The organism is Streptomyces sp. NPDC005151 (assembly GCF_053599875.1).
In genome coordinates, this window is the sequence record NZ_JBSFYR010000013.1 from 61,466 (window position 1) to 76,244 (window position 14,779).

The 14,779-nt window shown below is 69.8% G+C and carries 12 protein-coding genes, 4 pseudogenes and 1 riboswitch; of the genes and pseudogenes, 12 read left to right on the top strand and 4 right to left on the bottom strand.

Annotation, left to right across the window (positions count from 1 at the left end):
* The first annotated feature begins 77 nt into the window (after nucleotides 1–77).
* The 5 genes and pseudogenes from ACWD6R_RS10285 to ACWD6R_RS10305 all read left to right on the top strand — a co-directional run bounded on the left by ACWD6R_RS10285 (nucleotide 78) and on the right by ACWD6R_RS10305 (nucleotide 3,275).
* A complete protein-coding gene (locus tag ACWD6R_RS10285; RefSeq protein ID WP_451818304.1) occupies nucleotides 78–596 on the top strand; it encodes a DUF1453 domain-containing protein in 519 nt (172 codons plus the stop codon).
* Nucleotides 597–869: 273 nt separating this feature from the next.
* Entirely contained in the window at nucleotides 870–998 is a 129-nt protein-coding gene (locus tag ACWD6R_RS10290; RefSeq protein ID WP_451818354.1) for a hypothetical protein, read from the top strand.
* Nucleotides 977–1,111, top strand: a pseudogene (locus tag ACWD6R_RS10295) (response regulator transcription factor); the annotation flags it as partial. The gene ACWD6R_RS10290 and the pseudogene ACWD6R_RS10295, both read left to right, overlap by 22 nt.
* 131 nt (nucleotides 1,112–1,242) lie before the next feature.
* Nucleotides 1,243–1,686, top strand: coding sequence for a DUF485 domain-containing protein (locus ACWD6R_RS10300; RefSeq protein ID WP_451818348.1), 444 nt, complete (start codon nucleotides 1,243–1,245; stop codon nucleotides 1,684–1,686).
* Complete coding sequence (locus ACWD6R_RS10305; RefSeq protein WP_451818305.1) at nucleotides 1,683–3,275, top strand: solute symporter family protein; 1,593 nt, start codon at nucleotides 1,683–1,685, stop codon at nucleotides 3,273–3,275. The genes ACWD6R_RS10300 and ACWD6R_RS10305 overlap by 4 nt, the downstream gene beginning before the upstream one ends.
* A gap of 94 nt (nucleotides 3,276–3,369) precedes the next feature.
* On the opposite strand, the gene ACWD6R_RS10310 is transcribed toward ACWD6R_RS10305, so the two are convergent.
* Nucleotides 3,370–4,047: a DUF7342 family protein gene (locus ACWD6R_RS10310; protein WP_451818306.1), complete on the bottom strand. Its 678-nt coding sequence runs from the start codon at nucleotides 4,045–4,047 to the stop codon at nucleotides 3,370–3,372.
* Nucleotides 4,044–5,714: an ATP-binding protein gene (locus tag ACWD6R_RS10315; RefSeq protein ID WP_451818307.1), complete on the bottom strand. Its 1,671-nt coding sequence runs from the start codon at nucleotides 5,712–5,714 to the stop codon at nucleotides 4,044–4,046. Before ACWD6R_RS10315 ends, ACWD6R_RS10310 begins: the two co-directional genes overlap by 4 nt.
* A 96-nt stretch (nucleotides 5,715–5,810) precedes the next feature.
* Between ACWD6R_RS10315 and ACWD6R_RS10320 the strand changes: the two are divergent.
* From ACWD6R_RS10320 to ACWD6R_RS10330, 3 genes and pseudogenes are all read left to right on the top strand, one after another.
* Nucleotides 5,811–6,250 (top strand): annotated as a pseudogene (locus ACWD6R_RS10320) (LacI family DNA-binding transcriptional regulator); the annotation flags it as partial.
* 88 nt (nucleotides 6,251–6,338) lie between these two features.
* Nucleotides 6,339–6,499 (top strand): annotated as a pseudogene (locus tag ACWD6R_RS10325) (GTP-binding protein); the annotation flags it as partial.
* Nucleotides 6,500–6,673, top strand: a complete 174-nt coding sequence (locus tag ACWD6R_RS10330; RefSeq protein ID WP_451818355.1) for a hypothetical protein — start codon at nucleotides 6,500–6,502, stop codon at nucleotides 6,671–6,673.
* A 37-nt stretch (nucleotides 6,674–6,710) separates the two neighbouring features.
* Here the strand turns inward: ACWD6R_RS10330 and ACWD6R_RS10335 are convergent, their stop codons facing one another.
* Nucleotides 6,711–9,161, bottom strand: a complete 2,451-nt coding sequence (locus tag ACWD6R_RS10335) for a DNA gyrase/topoisomerase IV subunit A (protein WP_451818308.1) — start codon at nucleotides 9,159–9,161, stop codon at nucleotides 6,711–6,713.
* Nucleotides 9,162–9,374: 213 nt separating this feature from the next.
* On the opposite strand from ACWD6R_RS10335, the gene ACWD6R_RS10340 reads away from it, so the two are divergent.
* From ACWD6R_RS10340 to ACWD6R_RS10355, 4 genes and pseudogenes are all read left to right on the top strand, one after another.
* The gene (locus tag ACWD6R_RS10340; protein ID WP_451818309.1) at nucleotides 9,375–10,751 is read left to right on the top strand and encodes a M16 family metallopeptidase; all 1,377 of its coding nucleotides are present in this window, start codon (nucleotides 9,375–9,377) and stop codon (nucleotides 10,749–10,751) included.
* A gap of 26 nt (nucleotides 10,752–10,777) precedes the next feature.
* Entirely contained in the window at nucleotides 10,778–12,160 is a 1,383-nt protein-coding gene (locus ACWD6R_RS10345; protein ID WP_451818349.1) for a M16 family metallopeptidase, read from the top strand.
* Nucleotides 12,161–12,368: 208 nt separating this feature from the next.
* Nucleotides 12,369–12,535, top strand: a riboswitch (cyclic di-AMP (ydaO/yuaA leader).
* A gap of 13 nt (nucleotides 12,536–12,548) precedes the next feature.
* Nucleotides 12,549–13,355 (top strand): M23 family metallopeptidase, encoded by an 807-nt coding sequence (locus ACWD6R_RS10350; RefSeq protein WP_451818310.1) that lies wholly within the window; start codon nucleotides 12,549–12,551, stop codon nucleotides 13,353–13,355.
* Between the two features lie 214 nt (nucleotides 13,356–13,569).
* Nucleotides 13,570–14,288: pseudogene (locus ACWD6R_RS10355) on the top strand (GntR family transcriptional regulator).
* A gap of 194 nt (nucleotides 14,289–14,482) precedes the next feature.
* Here ACWD6R_RS10355 and ACWD6R_RS10360 read toward each other — a convergent pair.
* Nucleotides 14,483–14,764, bottom strand: a complete 282-nt coding sequence (locus tag ACWD6R_RS10360; protein ID WP_451818311.1) for an HPr family phosphocarrier protein — start codon at nucleotides 14,762–14,764, stop codon at nucleotides 14,483–14,485.
* Nucleotides 14,765–14,779 lie beyond the last annotated feature (15 nt).

A 14,779-nucleotide genomic window follows, 5' to 3' on the forward strand; every position in this document is an offset into this window, starting at 1 on the left:
ACCCCTGAGCCGATCCTCTGACCTGGCATTTTCCGTAGCGTCGAAGGTGTTGAACCTTTCCGCACTTCGGAGGCGCCATGTCAGGGCTCATCAATGTCCTGGTGATCATTGCCGTCATCGCGCTTGTCGTGGTCCGCCAGTGCTCGGCACGACGGATCTCGGAAGACCGGCGCTGGTGGGTCCTGCCCGGCATTCTCATCTTCATGTCCCTGCACGAACCCGGCCTGACGGACCCGCGCCACGAAGCGCTGTCCGTGGTGGTCCTCGGCGCCGAACTGCTGGTCGGGCTGGTCATCGGCGTCGGCTGGGGCTGGACGACCCGGCTGTGGCGCGAGTCGGGCGGATCGCTGTGGAGCAGGGGCACCAAGGCCACCGTCCTGGTCTGGACGGGAGGTCTGGCGCTGAGAGCTGCGCTGTACGGGACGGCCGTGCTCATGGGCATACGTCAGGGCAGTGCCGCCCTCATGGCAGCTCTCGCGCTGACGCTGCTCGCGCGCAGCGGTGTGCTGACCTGGCGGGCCCGGGGGATGAGCCCGGCGTACGGTGATGCTGTCGGCGGCCCGTCGTCGCAGCCGGCGTGGAAGGGCCGTGTGTGACACGCGCTACCTGGACGAGTTGGCCGTCCCGGGAGGCACTCTCCCGGCAGGGAGGCACTCTCCCGGCAGGGGCGCACGCGCCCACGGGCGGTCATTGCCTGGTCCGTACGCGCGCTCCTGCTGGCCCTCGCGCTCTGGGGCAGCGTCACCGCCGGAAAGTTCGGCCCCTGGGAAGTCGCGGTCGGACTGCTGGGCGTACTGGGCTGCGCCTGGACCGCATGGGCGTTCTTCCGGACCAGTCTGGAACACCGGCTGTGGCCCTCCCTCGGGCTCATGGCGCTGCTGATGGCGGCGGCCTTCGGGGCGCAGCAAGCCGGTGCCGGTGTGGCGGCCGTGGTCCTGTGGTGCGGCTGCGCGGTGACCGCACTGGAGCGGTTGCCCACATCTCGCAGGCCACGGTGAAGAGCCACATCAACAATCTCTTCGCCAAGGCCGGGGTGCGCGACAGAGCGCAGGCCGTGCGCTATGCGTACGTTCGGGGTCTCGCACACCCGCCCGGGACATCCTTCACCTGAAGAGGTGAAGAGCGGCGAATGAAGTGCCCGGGATCTTCCTGATCTGCCCATTCTTGGGTACGCGGCCGAAGTGGTCCGTGGGCAAGGGGAGTTGTTCGGTGGAGAAGGAAGCAGGGCGCGACGCCGCAGCGATGCGAGTCGACGACCCGTGGTACGACGCTCTGGCCTCCGGATGGGGCGAGCTGGACGGTGCGGGGGGCTTCGTGCCCGTCAGGCCACCCGGGCCCGTGGCCCTGCAGCGCAGCCACAGCGCGGCCGACATCTATCTGGAGGTGCAGCGCAGCGCGGCCTTCCAGGAAGTGCGCCGTCGATACCGGCGGTTCGTCGGCCCCGCTACCCTGGCCTTCTTCGTCTGGTACCTCGCCTACGTTGTCACGGCGGTCACCGCACCCGGGCTGATGGCCCGTCCGGTCGCCGGGGCCGTCAACGTGGCGATGGTCGCGGGGCTCGGGCAGTTCCTCACCACGTTCCTGCTCACCGGGGCGTACACACGTCATGCGCGACTGCGCAGGGACCGGGCCGCGCTCGATCTGCGGTGGGAGACTCAGGAGATGACGCGGGGGATCGGGCGTTGAGCGGGAATCACCAGACCCTGGCCTTGCTTCTGTTCAGTGCATTCATCGCCGTGACGCTCGCCATCACCACCTGGGTGAGCCGCAACCGGCACGGCTCGGCGGAGGAGTTCTATGCCGGAGGTCGGTTGTTCTCCCCCATGGAGAACGGTTTCGCAATCGCCGGTGACTACATGTCGGCCGCATCCTTTCTCGGTATCTCCGGCCTGATCGCGCTGTTCGGATACGACGGCATGCTGTACTCGGTCGGCTTCCTCGTCGCCTGGCTCGTCGTCCTGCTGCTGGTGGCCGAACTCGTCCGTAACTGCGGCCGATTCACCCTCGCAGACGTGGTGGCCGCGCGGATGGCGGAACGTCCGGTACGGATCGCGGCGGGCACCTCCTCCGTCACCGTCTCCGTGCTCTACCTGGTGGCGCAGATGGTGGGTGCGGGCAGCCTGGTCGCCCTGCTCCTCGGCGGTACGAGCAACGCCGCCCGCTCCTGGACCGTCATCGGGGTCGGGGCGCTCATGGTGATCTATGTGTCCTTCGGAGGGATGCGCGCCACGACCTGGATCCAGATCGTCAAGGCCGTCCTGCTGATGGCGGGCGCGACTGTGCTCACCGTGCTCGTTCTGGTCCATTTCCACGGCAACGTCAACGCGCTCCTCACCTCCGCCGCCGAACGGAGCGGGCACGGACTGAAGTTCCTCTCGCCCGGACTCAAGTACGGCGGCAGCTGGACCGCCCGATTCGACTTCATCAGCCTCGGGCTGGCCCTGGTGCTCGGTACGGCCGGACTGCCCCACATCCTGTCGCGCTTCTACACCGTGCCCACCGCCCGCGCCGCCCGCCGCTCGGTCGTCTGGTCGATCGGCCTCATCGGCAGCTTCTACCTGATGACGATCGTGCTCGGGTTCGGTGCGGCAGCGCTGGTCGGTTCGGCGGACGTACGGGCGTCGAGTCCCGCCGGGAACACGGCCGTCCCGCTGCTGGCCCTGGTGCTCGGTGGCGGCGAAGGTTCCACCGGGGGAGCGATTCTGTTCGCCGTGGTCGCCGCCGTGGCCTTCGCGACCATCCTCGCCGTTGTCGCCGGGATCACGCTTGCCTCGTCCGCCTCCGTGGCCCATGACCTCTACGCCTCGCTCAGGCGCCCGGGCTCCAAGCAGCACAGCGAAGTCACCGTGGCCAGGGTCGCCGCGGCCGGGATCGGGGTGGCCGCCATCGGGCTGGGCCTGGTCGCCCAGGATCTGAATGTGGCGTTCCTGGTGGGGCTCGCCTTCGCCGTCGCCGCCTCGGCCAATCTGCCGGTGCTGCTCTACTCGCTGTTCTGGCGGAACTTCACCACGCGGGGAGCGGTCTGGTCGGTCTACGGCGGGCTGATCCCCGCGGTGCTGCTCGTCCTGCTTTCACCGGTCGTCTCCGGCAGCCCCACCTCGCTCTTCCCCGGCGTCGACTTCCAGTTCTTCCCACTGGAGAACCCCGGACTGGTCTCCGTCCCGCTCGGCTTCCTGGCCGGCTGGATCGGCACAGTCACGTCACCCGAGCCACCCGACGACGCCAAGCATGCGGAGACCGAGGTTCGCGCGCTGACCGGGGCGGGGGCGGTGTAGCCGGTCCGGGCAGCGGACGGCGGAGGAGCCGGTCCGGGAAAAGCGGGACTGGTTGTGGCTGCTGTGGGCCGGTGGTCCGTCACACAGGGATTCCCTAGGAGCTCGAGGCCCAGGTGTAGCGGTGTTCCGGGCGGCCTGTCTCGCCGTACCGCAGTGTCAGCCGCACCCGACCCATCCGCTCCAGCAGCTTCAGGTAGCGCTGCGCGGTCTGCCGGCTCATTCCGGCGCTCTCCGCGATCTCCTGCGCGGAGAGCGGCCCCTCGGCGCCCTTGAGTGCCTGGCGGACCAGTTCCGCAGTGGTGGGAGAGTGGCCCTTGGGAAGGTCGGGTTCACCCGCCGCCCACAGAGCGCCGAACAGCCGGTCCACGTCTCCCTGCTCGGTCTCGCCGCCGCCCTCCAGAGTGTGATGCAGCGCCGCGTACGCCTCCAGCTTGGTACGCAGCCCCGCGTACGTGAACGGCTTCACCAGGTACTGGAGCGCGCCGTGCCGCATGGCCTCCTGGACGGTGGCGACGTCACGCGCCGCAGTCACCATGATCACGTCGGTGTGGTGGCCGAGCCTGCGCAGCTCCCGCACCACGGCCAGGCCATTGCGGTCGGGCATGTAGTGGTCGAGCAGGACGAGGTCCACGTGCTGCGACTCGACCGCGGCCAGGGCCTCGGCGGCGCTGTGCGCCTGCGCGGTCACCCGGAAGCCGGGCACCTTGGAGACATACGCCGCGTTGATCCGCGCGACCCGGATGTCGTCGTCCACGACCAGGACCTGGATCACTGAACTCCTCCCGTGAGGTCCGGCTCCGGAAGCTGTGTTTCCGCGAGACCCGGTTCGGTGAGCGCCTCGGGCAGTACGACAGTGAACTCGGCGCCGCCTTCCGGCGCCCCGTCGACGGTGGCGCTGCCGCCCTGTCGTCCGGCCAGCCGCCGTACCATCGCGAGGCCCAGACCGCGCTTGCCGTGCGCCGGGAGTTCCTTGGTCGACCAGCCCTCCGTGAAGACCGATTCGCGATTCTCGGGAGGGACGCCGGGGCCGCTGTCGCGGACCCGCAGCACCACCGTACGGCCGTCCGCCCGCAGCCCCACCTCGATCAGGGCGTCGTCCGATCCGGCGGCCGCGTCCAGGGCGTTGTCGACGAGGTTGCCGACGACGGTGACCAGCCCGCGCGGGTCCACCAGCCGGTCAGGGAGCAGCGTGCCGGGCGCCATGCGCAGCGAGACGCCGCGCTCCGCGGCGACCGTCGCCTTGCCGACCAGCAGGGCGGCCAGCAGCGGATCATGGACCTTCTCGGTGACCTGCTCGGCGGTGGCCCGGTGGACGCCGACGACCTCGGTGACGAACTCCATCGCGTCCTCGTGCATCTCCAGCTCCAGCAGCCCCAGGAGGGTGTGCAGCCGGTTGGCGTGCTCGTGGTCCTGTGCGCGCAGGGCATCGATCAGACCACGGGTGGAGTCGAGCTCGCGGCCGAGGTGTTCGAGTTCGGTGCGGTCGCGGAGGGTGGCGACGGCGCCTCCGTCGGCGGTCGGCATCCGGTTGGCGAGCAGCACCCGGTTGCCGCGCACGGTCAGCAGATCGTCGCCCACCACCCGGCCGGCCAGTACGTCCGCGGTCCGCCCCCGGCCGAGCACGTCGTCGAGCGGGCGGCCCGCGGCGTCGGGGCCGAGCCCCAGCAGCCGCTGCGCCTCGTCGTTCAGCAGCCGGATGCGTCCCGTACGGTCCAGCGCGACGACCCCTTCGCGGATGCTGTGCAGCATCGCCTCGCGCTCGGTCAGCAGCGCGGAGATGTCGGAGAAGGCCAGGTCGTGGGTCTGTCGCTGGATGCGGCGGGAGATCAGGTAGGCAGCCAGCGCCCCGACAGCGAGCGCCCCGCCCGCGTAGGCGAGCAGCCCCGGGATCGCCGCCAGGAGCCGGGCGCGGACACTGTCGTACGCGATGCCGACCGAGACCGCTCCGACGATGTGGTCCGCGTTGTCGCGGAGCGGCACCTTGCCGCGTGCCGAGCGGCCGAGCGTACCGCTGTCGATCTCCATGATCTCTCCGCCCGCGAGCGCCTCACTGGGGTCGGTCGAGACGACCTTGCCGATCCGGCGGGTGTCGGTGTGCGACCAGCGCACCCCGTGCCGGTCCATGACGACGACGTACTCGGCGCCGGTGGACCACCTGATCCGCTCCGCGGCGGATTGCACGGGCCCCCCGGGTGCGGGGGCCGTGGTGAGCAGGGACTCGGCGATCTGCGGCTGGGCCGCCGTGCTCTGCGCGATGGCGAGCGCACGGCGCATCGCCTCGTCGTCGAGCTGCGTGCTGAGGGGTGCCAGGAAGAGGCCGGTGGCGAGTACGGTGACGCCGGTAGCGATGGCGAGCTGCATCAGCAGCACCTGGGAGAAGACCCGCTGCGGCCAGCCGAGCCGTCGCGGTCTCCGGGGGGTGGGCGGTGGTGCGCTCATCGTATGAAGGTAAAACGCAGCCCTGCGCTTCCTGAAATCTCTCTTCTTTCCAACTCCACACAATCCGCTTGCGTCTTTTTCGCCAATCTTGCGTGCATGACGCGACGACTTGCTCAGGTGGCACAGAAGGTGGGAGTCAGCGAGGCCACGGTCAGCCGGGTGCTCAACGGCAAGCCCGGAGTCTCCGACGCCACCCGGAAGGCCGTCCTCTCCGCGCTCGACGTCCTCGGTTACGAGCGTCCGACCCAGCTGCGCGGCGAGCGGGCCCGGCTGGTCGGACTGGTCCTGCCGGAGCTGCAGAACCCGATCTTCCCGGCCTTCGCCGAGGTCGTCGGCGGTGCGCTTGCCCAGCAGCGGCTGACCCCCGTCCTGTGCACCCAGACCAAGGGGGGGTCTCCGAGGCCGACTATGTGGAACTGCTCCTGCAGCAGCAGGTGTCGGGTGTGGTCTTCGCGGACGGGCTCTACCACCAGGCCGACGCCCCGCACGATCACTACAAGGTGCTGGCCGACCGCAGGATCCCGGTCGTCCTGATCGGGCGGCGAGACGCACGCCGGGCATCTGCACACCACGTACGAGAGTGTCTCGTTCAGCGCCGAAGTACCCATGAACCCCCGCCGAACGATGGAGTTTCTCGACTCCCGGCCGGAGGGCCTCTACCGGATCAAGGGGTACGTCGACTTCGGCGCGGGAGACCGCGGCAACACGTACGAGGTGCATGCGGTCGGCCGGTTCCTGTCGCCCCGCAGCCCTGGAAGCGCGACGAACCGCGCCTCACCCAGCTGGTGCTGATCGGCTCCGGCATCGACCCGGATGCCCTGCACAAGGAGCTGGCCGACTGCCGCCAGAGCACCGAACCGCCGGTGGAAGCAGGGCCGGCGCCGGACATGACACAGGACGCCGCACATGAGCAGAGCATGTGGGGCGTCCTGCGCTACGTACAACAGCCGGCCGACTGAAACCGACCGACGGATGCGGCCGACGGTATCCCGCCGGCTACACCGGTCCGGCGATCACCGCGACCGACTTGGCCAGCGGCGTCCCCGAACCGTCGCGCCGCGGATCCGGCTCCGGCAGTTCGGACGGGGTGCCGTTCTTCTGCGCCGCCCGAGCCGGGATCGCACCCGCCCAGGCGAACACCAGGACATCCTCGCCCTTGAGGAAGCGCTGACAGCGCACGCCGCCGGTGGCCCGGCCCTTGCGCGGGTACTGGTCGAACGGCGTGAGCTTCGCCGTCAGCACCGAGTCGTCCAGCGTGCCGTGCGAGCCCGCCACCGTGAACACCATCGCGTCCGCCGCCGGGTCCACCGCGCCGAACGAGAGCACCTCGGCGCCCTCCACCAGCTTCACGCCCGCCATGCCGCCCGCCGGCCGGCCCTGCGGCCGTACCTGGGCCGCCGGGTAGCGCAGCAGCTGTGCGTCGGACGTGATGAAGACGAGGTCCTCCTCGCCCGTACGCAGTTCGGCGGCGCCGACGATCCGGTCACCGTCCTTGAGGGTGATGACCTCCAGCTCGTCCTTGTTGGCCGGATAGTCCGGCACCACCCGCTTGACGACACCCTGCAGGGTGCCGATCGCCAGGCCGGGGGAGGACTCGTCGAGCGTGGTGAGGCAGATGACCTCCTCACCGGTCTCCAGCGTGAGGAACTCCGAGACCTGTGCCCCGCCCGAAAGATTGGGCGCGGCATGGGTGTCCGGCAGCTGGGGCAGGTCGATCACCGCGAGCCGCAGCAGCCGCCCTGTCGACGTCACCACGCCGACATCGCCACGCGCCGTCGCCGGCACGGCCGACACGATCACGTCGTGCTTGGCGCGCTTGGCGTCCTCGGTGACGACGATCGGGTCGCCGGTGGCCGTACGGGCCAGCAGACCGGTCGAGGACAGCAGCACCCGGCAGGGGTCGTCCGCGACCTCCAGCGGCACCGAGGCGACCTGCGAACCGGCCGACTCCAGCAGCACCGTACGCCGGTCGGTGCCGAACTTCTTCGCGACCGCGGCCAGTTCGGTGGAGACCAGCTTGCGCAGCTCGGCGTCCGATTCGAGGATCGTCGTCAGCTCGTCGATCTCGGCGTTGAGCCGGTCCCGCTCGCTCTCCAGCTCGATCCGGTCGAACCGGGTCAGCCGGCGCAGCGGGGTGTCCAGGATGTACTGCGTCTGGATCTCGCTCAGCGAGAAGTGCTCGATGAGCCGCTCCTTCGCCTGCGCGGAATTGTCGCTGGACCGGATGAGCCGGATGACCTCGTCGATGTCGATCAGCGCGACGAGCAGGCCCTCGACCAGGTGCAGCCGGTCCCGGCGCTTGGTCCGGCGGAACTCGCTGCGGCGGCGCACCACGTCGAAGCGGTGGTCGAGGTAGACCTCGAGGAGCTCCTTGAGACCCAGCGTGAGCGGCTGTCCGTCGACCAGCGCCACATTGTTGATGCCGAAGGACTCCTCCATCGGCGTCAGCTTGTAGAGCTGCTCCAGCACGGCCTCGGGCACGAAGCCGTTCTTGACCTCGATGACCAGGCGCAGGCCGTGCTCGCGGTCGGTGAGGTCCTTGACATCGGCGATGCCCTGGAGCTTCTTCGCCGAGACCAGGTCCTTGATCTTGGCGATCACCTTCTCCGGGCCGACGGAGAAGGGAAGTTCGGTGACGACCAGACCCTTGCGGCGGGCCGTCACGTTCTCCACGGCGACCGTCGCACGGATCTTGAACGTGCCACGTCCGGCCGCGTACGCGTCCTTGATCCCGCCGAGGCCCACGATCCGGCCACCGGTCGGCAGGTCGGGTCCGGGGACGAACCGCATCAGGGTCTCCAGGTCCGCGCCCGGATGTCTGATCAGATGGCGGGCGGCGGCGATGACCTCGCCCAGGTTGTGCGGCGGCATATTGGTCGCCATGCCGACCGCGATTCCGGACGACCCGTTGACCAGGAGGTTCGGATACGCGGCGGGGAGGACGACCGGTTCCTGCTCCTGGCCGTCGTAATTCGACTGGAAACCGACGGTGTCCTCGTCGATCGACTCCGTCATCAGGGACGTGGCGTCGGCCATCCGGCACTCGGTGTACCGCATGGCGGCCGGCGGGTCGTCGTTGCCGAGCGAGCCGAAGTTGCCGTGCCCGTCGACGAGGGGGAGCCGCATCGAGAACGGCTGCGCCATCCGGACCAGCGCGTCGTAGATCGACGCGTCGCCGTGCGGATGCAGCTTTCCCATGACCTCGCCGACGACGCGGGCACACTTCACATAGCCGCGGTCGGGGCGCAGCCCCATCTCGTTCATCTGGTACACGATGCGGCGGTGCACCGGCTTCATGCCGTCGCGGGCGTCCGGCAGGGCCCGTGAGTAGATCACCGAGTACGCGTACTCGAGGAAGGAGCCCTGCATTTCGTCGACGACGTCGATGTCGAGGATCTTCTCCTCGAAGTCGTCCGGCGGCGGGGTCTTCGTACTGCGGCGGGCCATCGCTGCTGCGACTCCTTCACAGATCTGTTCGGGCAACCTCTGGTTCTGACGCGGACCATTGTGGACCGCCGCACTGACAACGCCGACCTCGACCCGTCCCAAGCGCTCTTTCACGCGAACTTCCACGGCACGGGAACTTCGCCAGGTGTCGGTGCGCTTGCTTACAGTGGCAGGTCTCGCAAGAAATCCAGTATCGCGATCGAAGGGACGTACATGCCCATGGGTCACACGGCCACAGCCCAGGCCGGCTCCGGCGGCTTGACAGCGACCGAGCACCGTCTGGCCAACGGCCTGCGCGTGGTGCTCTCCGAGGACCATCTGACCCCGGTCGCCGCGGTGTGCCTCTGGTACGACGTCGGGTCGCGCCACGAGGTCAAGGGGCGCACGGGTCTGGCTCACCTCTTCGAGCACCTGATGTTCCAGGGCTCCGGACAGGTCAAGGGGAACGGACACTTCGAGCTGGTGCAGGGCGCCGGCGGCTCCCTCAACGGGACGACCAGCTTCGAACGCACCAATTATTTCGAGACGATGCCCACGCATCAGCTGGAACTGGCCCTGTGGCTCGAAGCCGACCGGATGGGCTCGCTGCTCGCCGCGCTCGACGACGAGTCCATGGAGAACCAGCGGGACGTCGTCAAGAACGAGCGCCGCCAGCGGTACGACAATGTTCCGTACGGCACGGCGTTCGAGAGGCTGACCGCCCTCGCCTACCCCGAGGGCCACCCGTACCACCACACCCCGATCGGCTCGATGACCGACCTGGACGCGGCGACACTCGAAGACGCGCGGACCTTCTTCCGTACGTACTACGCGCCCAACAACGCGGTGCTGTCGGTCGTCGGCGACATCGACCCCGAGCAGACGCTCGCCTGGATCGAGAAGTACTTCGGCTCCATCCCGTCCCACGACGGCAAGCAGCCGCCGCGCGACGGCACGCTCCCCGAGACCATCGGCGAGCAGCTGCGCGAAGAGGTCCACGAGGAGGTCCCGGCGCGGGCGCTGATGGCCGCCTACCGGCTGCCGCACGACGGCACCAGGGAGTGCGACGCCGCGGATCTCGCGCTGACCGTGCTCGGCGGAGGTGAGTCCTCCCGGCTGCACAACCGCCTGGTCCGCCGCGACCGCACAGCCGTTGCGGCAGGTTTCGGGCTGCTGCGGCTGGCCGGCGCGCCCTCGCTCGGCTGGCTGGACGTGAAGACGTCCGGCGGTGTCGAGGTGGCGCAGATCGAGGCCGCGGTCGACGAGGAGCTGGCCCGGTTCGCCGCCGAGGGCCCCACGCCCGAGGAAATGGAGCGCGCTCAGGCACAGTTGGAGCGCGAGTGGCTGGACCGGCTCGGTACGGTCGCGGGCCGCGCCGATGAACTCTGCCGGTTCGCCGTGCTGTTCGGCGACCCGCAGCTCGCGCTGACCGCCGTCCAGCGGGTCCTTGACGTCACCGCGGACGAGGTCCAGGCGGCGGCCAGGGCCCAGCTGCGCCCCGACAACCGGGCGGTGCTCGTCTACGAGCCGGTCGAGCCGGCCGAATCCGCCGACGCGGAAGCCGACGAGACGGACACCGACACCGACGCGCACGAAGGGGCGGACAAGTGACCGACGCTGCCGCGACTGGAGTATCGATGGAGTACCACCCGCAGCCGACCCCCGGCACGGCCAGGCCCTGGGCCTTTCCCGCACCCGAGCGCGGCGCCCTGCCCAATGGGCTGACGGTGCTGCGCTGCCACCGTCCCGGCCAGCAGGTCGTCGCGGTCGAGATCTTCCTCGACGCCCCGCTGGACGCCGAGCCCGAGGGCCTCGACGGCGTGGCCACGATCATGGCGCGAGCCCTTTCCGAGGGCACCGACAAGCACTCCGCCGAGGAGTTCGCCGCCGAGCTGGAGCGTTGCGGCGCCACCCTCGACGCGCACGCCGACCATCCCGGCATGCGGGTCTCCCTGGAGGTTCCGGCCTCCCGGCTGGCCAAGGCTCTCGGGCTGGTCGCCGAGGCGCTGCGGGCGCCCGCGTTCGCCGACAGCGAGATCGAGCGACTGGTGAACAACCGGCTCGACGAGATTCCGCACGAGCAGGCCAACCCGGCCCGGCGTGCCGCCAAGCAGCTCTCCAAGGAGCTCTTCCCGGCCACGTCGCGGATGTCACGCCCGCGCCAGGGCACCGAGGAGACGGTGGAGCGGATCGACTCCGCGGCCGTGCGAGCCTTCTACGAGGCCCATGTCCGGCCGTCCACCGCGACCGCCGTCGTCGTCGGCGACCTCACCGGTATCGACCTGGACGCCCTGCTCGCCGACACCATCGGCGACTGGACCGGGAACACCGTGGAGCCCCGTCCGGTCCCGCCGATCACTGCCGACGACACCGGCCGCGTGGTGATCGTCGACCGTCCGGGCGCCGTGCAGACACAGCTGCTGATCGGCCGCATCGGCGCCGACCGGCACGACAGCGTGTGGCCGGCCCAGGTCCTCGGCACCTACTGCCTGGGCGGCACACTCACCTCCCGGCTGGACCGGGTGCTGCGCGAGGAGAAGGGCTACACCTACGGCGTGCGGGCCTTCGGGCAGGTCCTGCGCTCGACGGCCCCGGACTCCGCCTCCGGGGCGACCGGCGCGGCGATGCTGGCGATCAGTGGCTCGGTGGACACGGAGTCCACCGGACCGGCGCTCGACGACCTGTGGAAGGTCCTGCGGACGCTGGTGGCCGAGGGGCTGACCGACGCCGAGCGCGAGACCGCTGTGCAGAACCTCGTGGGTGTCGCCCCGCTGAAGTTCGAGACGGCTGCCTCCGTCGCCGGCACGCTCGCCGACCAGGTCGAGCAGCACCTCCCGGACGACTACCAGGCGCAGCTGTACGCCCGCCTGGCCGAGACCGGCACGGTCGAGGCGACCGCAGCCGTGGTCAACGCCTTCCCCGTGGACCGGCTGGTCACGATTCTCGTCGGCGACGCCGCGCAGATCGAGGAGCGGGTCAGGGCGTTGGGCATCGGAGAGGTGTCGGTCGTCACCGGCTGATGCACCAAAGTCCCGCAAAGAGGGGCAAAGAGAGACCCTGGCGAGTCGCTTCTCGCCAGGGTCTTCCCTTTTGTCTGATTTGAGATGAAAACTTATTCCTTGCCCTGTGGGATGCGCTACAAAGCGCCCTGTCCGTTTGGTGAATGAAAGTGCCCCCGCCTAGCGTCGGCTCCACTGTCCGTCACTCGTATGCCGCATCCGTGGCGCCGGGCAGTGATCGCCGAGTCCCCGTCAGGCGCGAGCCTGGGGAGCCGGGGACCCACACAGTCCCTGGGGTGAATCGGATGCCGCGACCTCCTGTGAGGCCGGGGATCCGTAGGAGACCTTCCTGCTCCGAACCCGTCAGCTAACCCGGTAGGCGAGAAGGAAGGAAAGGACCAGCTACTTCATGGCGTTCACCCGCCCCACCGGGAAGCACCGTGCCCCGAGCCGCCTGAAGCGCGGGAGCGCACGCATCGCCGGAGTCGCGACGCTGGCGACCACCGGCGTCATCGGCGGACTGGCCTCTCCGGCCCTCGCCGCGGATGCCGAGGCCTCCTTCGTCAATGAAACCGGCCTGACCCAGATCATCGCCATCGAGGATGGCCTCGCCGACCAGGTGGCCACCCAGGCCAAGGTGCAGAAGCGCCAGGCCGACGTCGCCGCGAAGGTGAAGGCGAAGGCTGCCGCGGCAGCCAAGGCCGAAGCGAAGGCCAAGGCGGCGGCGAAGGCCGAGGCCGAGGCCCGCGCCAAGGCGGCCCGTGACGCGAAGGCCCGCGCCACCCGTTCCGCCGAGCGCACCCGCCTGGGCTCCTTCCAGCTCCCGGTCGCCGGTTCGTACGCCACCACCGGCTACAAGTCGAGCGGGTCCCTCTGGTCCTCCGGCCGCCACTCGGGCATCGACTTCCATGCCGCCTCCGGAAGCTCCGTCGTCGCCGTCGGCGCCGGCACGGTCGTCGAGGCGGGCTGGGGCGGCGCATACGGCAACAACATCGTGCTGCGGATGACGGACGGCACGTACACCCAGTACGGCCACCTCTCCTCGATCGGCGTCTCCGTCGGCCAGAGCGTCGGCGCGGGCCAGCAGATCGGCCTCTCCGGCTCGACCGGCAACTCCACCGGACCGCACCTCCACTTCGAGGCCCGCACCACGCCTTCGTACGGCTCCGACATGGACCCCGTGGCGTACCTGCGCGCCCATGGCGTGAACGTCTGACCGACGTCCCGTCCGCAACACCCCGAAGGCCTCGGTTTCCCGCCGGGGCCTTCGTCGTGTCCGCCCCTGCCGAACCGCCCCGCGGAACCGTCCCCGGGCCAGAAGATATTCATGGTTTTCGGCCCGGCGTCGGAAATGCAGTTGCATTGCAATAGAGTCACAGAACAGGCGTCGATCGGCCGCGTTTCGCGGGGATTAAGGCGGAGGTTCGGACATGCGCATTCCGGCGCAATCGGTATGCACGGCAATCCGTGACGACATCGTCTCCGGTGTCTTCGAACGCGGCAGCAGACTCACCGAGGAGCTGCTCGCGCGCCGTTACGGGGTCTCCCGTGTCCCGGTGCGGGAAGCGCTGCGCACCCTGGAATCCGAGGGCTTCGTGGTCACTCGCCGACATGCCGGTGCCTGTGTCGCCGAGCCCACCGAACAGGAGGCCGCCGACCTTCTGGAGGTACGGATGCTGCTGGAGCCGCTGGGTGCGGCCCGTGCCGCGCAACGTCGCACCGAGGCGCACCTCAAGGTGCTGCGCGGCCTGGTCAGGCTGGGTCAGGACAGGGCGCGGCGGGGCGAGGGGGAGGATCTGCGCTCCCTGGGCGGCTGGTTCCACGAGACGCTCGCCCAGGCGTCCGGCAGCCCCGGGCTCACCGCGCTGCTCACCCAGCTACGGCACAAGATCGCCTGGATGTACGCGGTCGAGCAGTCGGCCCGCCCCGCCGATTCCTGGGGCGAGCACGGAGCCATCGTGGACGCCGTGGCGCGCGGCGACGCGGAACGGGCCAGGGCGCTGGCCGCCCAGCACGCCGAGCGGGCCACCGCCGCGCACCGGCTGCGCCGCGCGGGCGGTGCCCCGGGCCGTGATGCCGGCGCCCCCGCTCCGGCGGCCGGGTGAGGACTTCGCAACATGCCGTAAACACCGCGAGCGGCCGGAATTAACACATGCGCCGTATACAAAGAGAAGTAGATGCGCGGGGCTTTCTTTGAGCTGCCTGAATTCGCTCCGAATGTATTGTCGGTATCCGAAAACGAAGGAGCCGCGGCCCCGGTTGGGGGGTACCGCGGCTCCGCCACAGAAATAGACCGGACAGGAATCGGCCGGAAAGGCTTCCCCCCTGATCGGAACCCTGGAATCAGACGGTCTCAGGGAGCTCCTCGAGCCCCTCGGTGACCAGCTTCGCCAGACGGTCGAGCGCGGCTTCCGCGTCGTCCGCCTCGGAGGCGAGCACGATCTCCTCGCCGCCGTGCGCGCCGAGACCGAGCACCGCGAGCATGGAGGCGGCGTTCACCGGGGGGCCGTCGGACTTGGCGATCGTCACGGGGACGCCGGACGCCGTGGCGGCACGGACGAAGATGGAAGCGGGGCGGGCGTGCAGGCCCTCGGCCCAACCGACATTTACGCGGCGCTCAGCCATGGTTCTGCCCTTCAC